This window comes from Gordonia sp. UCD-TK1, assembly GCF_001691435.1.
Lineage (GTDB): Bacteria > Actinomycetota > Actinomycetes > Mycobacteriales > Mycobacteriaceae > Gordonia > Gordonia hongkongensis.
On record NZ_LZMP01000069.1, the window covers coordinates 1 to 2466 of the forward strand.

A 2466-nucleotide genomic window follows, 5' to 3' on the forward strand; every position below is an offset into this window, starting at 1 on the left:
TTTTCTAGGACGGTTGTTGAGGGTGTAGGCGATGGCCTCGAGGTCCTCAGCTGACCACCGCGACAGATCAGTTCCCTTAGGAAAATATTGGCGCAGAACACCATTGGTGTTCTCGTTGGATGGTCGCTGCCACGGTGAGTGCGGATCGGCGAAGAACACCTGCGTTCCGGTGTCCATCGCGAACTGGGCGTGAGCGGACAGTTCCTTGCCGCGATCCCACGTCAACGTTTTGCGCAACTGCTGCGGCAGCGCGGCGATCGACGCTGTCAGTCCTGCATTCATCGCGATGGCACCGTAGCCACCGAGTGCGGGCCCGTTCTTCACAGGCGGCTGCTCACCCCAGCCCTGCTGGCGTGGCAGATGCACCAGAAGTGTTGCACGACTACGACGTTCAACGATCGTGCCGATCGCCGATCTCCCAGTTCCGATAATCAGATCACCCTCCCAGTGCCCGGGGACGGCACGGTCCTCGGCCTCGGCAGGGCGCTGACTGAACACGACATCGGAGGTGACGTGACCCTGCGGCTTGTTGCGCGAGCGGGCCCGCGGCTCCCTCAGTGCACGTCCGGTGCGCAGGCACGCGACCAGCTCACGTTTGAGCGCGCCGCGGCCCTCGATGAACAGGGACTGGTAGATCGCCTCGTGACTGATACGCATGGATTCATCATCGGGGAAGTCGACCTTCAAACGCTGGGAGATCTGCTCTGGACTCCACGCCAGCGACCACCGCCGGTTGGCCCGGTGCGGTTTGTTAAGCCCCTTCCATGGCGGTGGCGTGGGGCCCGCAGCGATCGTGCCATCGGGACGGCGGACAACGCCGGCCAGGCGGTCCTGTACGTACTCCCGCAACTCGACGTGGGCCACGAGCTTCGCTGTTTTCGGGCGCTTGGCGGCCTGCTGGGCTTTCCACTGCGCCACCAACGCCCGATACTCGAGCTTCCCGCTCCTGGTTGCGGCGTTGCGCCGTAGCTCACGCGAGATCGTGGCCGGACTCCGCCCGATCCACCGTGCGATCTCACGCACCCCACGATCCTGGGCGCGTAGCAGCGCGATCTCTTCCCGTTCGGCGAAGGATAGATAGCGGCCCGAAGGCTCATCCAGACTCAGCGGCCTCATGCCGCCAGCGTGGCGGAACCAGCGTGTACCCACCGGCACCGACACACCGACAGCGATCGATGCCTGTGCCGTGCTCACCCCCGTCGCGACCACCCGCCAAAACTCACGTTGCACCTGCCGCGACGGCTCCGGCCGCCCCGGCGATCGCATCGCCGGCCGAAGTGCACGATCAGCACGCCACTGCCGACGAACACCTACCGCCACATCGCTGGTCCTCCGACTCCAGTCCGCCGTAGCCACCGCAAACACCTCCATGATCATGGTGTTGCGACGACCAGTTGAATCCGCCCACCAGATCCTCCGCACGTACACCATCAGCGGACCGCACGGTCGTACGGACTCCCTTGGACCTTCGAATCCCGTTGTGGCCTAGCACTTTCATCGCTCGATCAACGGCGCCATAGGACACCCCGGGCAGTGTTGTCCGATGCAGATGGGCGCGCATCTTCACCCGCCCRTAGAGGCCCTCCGGAGTCATCTTCCGCCGGCCGTCGTCATCGGTGCGCCAGACCACGGTGCGCACCGCATCGACGACGTGGGCATCGGAGACGGTCCGAGCGGCAGGCGTGCGTGTTCGCGATGCCCGGTAGGTTCGTGCGGCAATCATGCAGCCCTGCTCACGCAAGACCCGACAGATCGACTCGACCGCAAAACCGTTGGCGCGCATCTGATCTATGAACGCCACGATCATCGGTTGCGGCGGTCGAGTTCCCCCGCGAAGAAAGTCGTCGCCGCTTTCAAAATGGCAACGTCCTCTCGCAATTGCTTGTTCTCCGCCTTGAGTCGCTTGATCTCAGCGGACTCCTTCGACGTGGTCCCCGACCGGGCGCCGGCATCGACCTGGGCCTGCACGGCCCACCGACGTACCGTCTCCCCACCGACACCGACCTGCTTGGCGATCGCCTCTGCCGCGGCAGTCAACGACGTGTACTCGCCGCCGTGCGCCTCCAGCAAACGCAAGGCCCTCGAACGGACCTCCGGATCGATCTTCTTAGGCATGTGCTCATCCTTCCTGACTCAGAAGGAAGCGGCATCAAACCAGGGGTGATTCACGGACCTTCTCGGTGAACAAGGGATCTCTCGACAGCTTCCACGAATCCTGTTTGTGCGGAGCCAATCCGAACGCCCGCCACACACGCGACACGGTTGACTGTGACATGTCGAGATGCTCGGCCATCGCCCGCGTCGACCAGTGTGTCGCATTCTTCGGAGTGGTCTCGAGAGTCGCGGTGATCAAGTTTTTGATCTGCTCGTCGTCGACGGTGCGAGGTCGCCCAGGCCGGGGTTCGTCGAGCAACCCCTCGCAGCGGTGCTCGACGAACCGGCCTCGCCAGCGCCGCACGGTACTGC

1 protein-coding gene and 2 pseudogenes are annotated in these 2466 nt (G+C 64.2%); all 3 read right to left on the minus strand.

Annotated features, from left to right (window positions below; all coding sequences use genetic code 11):
- Positions 1-1116: IS30 family transposase (locus A9310_RS23255; protein ID WP_139104729.1), on the minus strand; the 1116-nt coding region annotated here is incomplete at its 3' end.
- Positions 1117-1411: 295 nt separating this feature from the next.
- Positions 1412-2115 (minus strand): annotated as a pseudogene (locus A9310_RS26455) (IS3 family transposase); the annotation flags it as partial.
- A gap of 49 nt (positions 2116-2164) precedes the next feature.
- Positions 2165-2466: pseudogene (locus tag A9310_RS23265) on the minus strand (helix-turn-helix domain-containing protein); the annotation flags it as partial.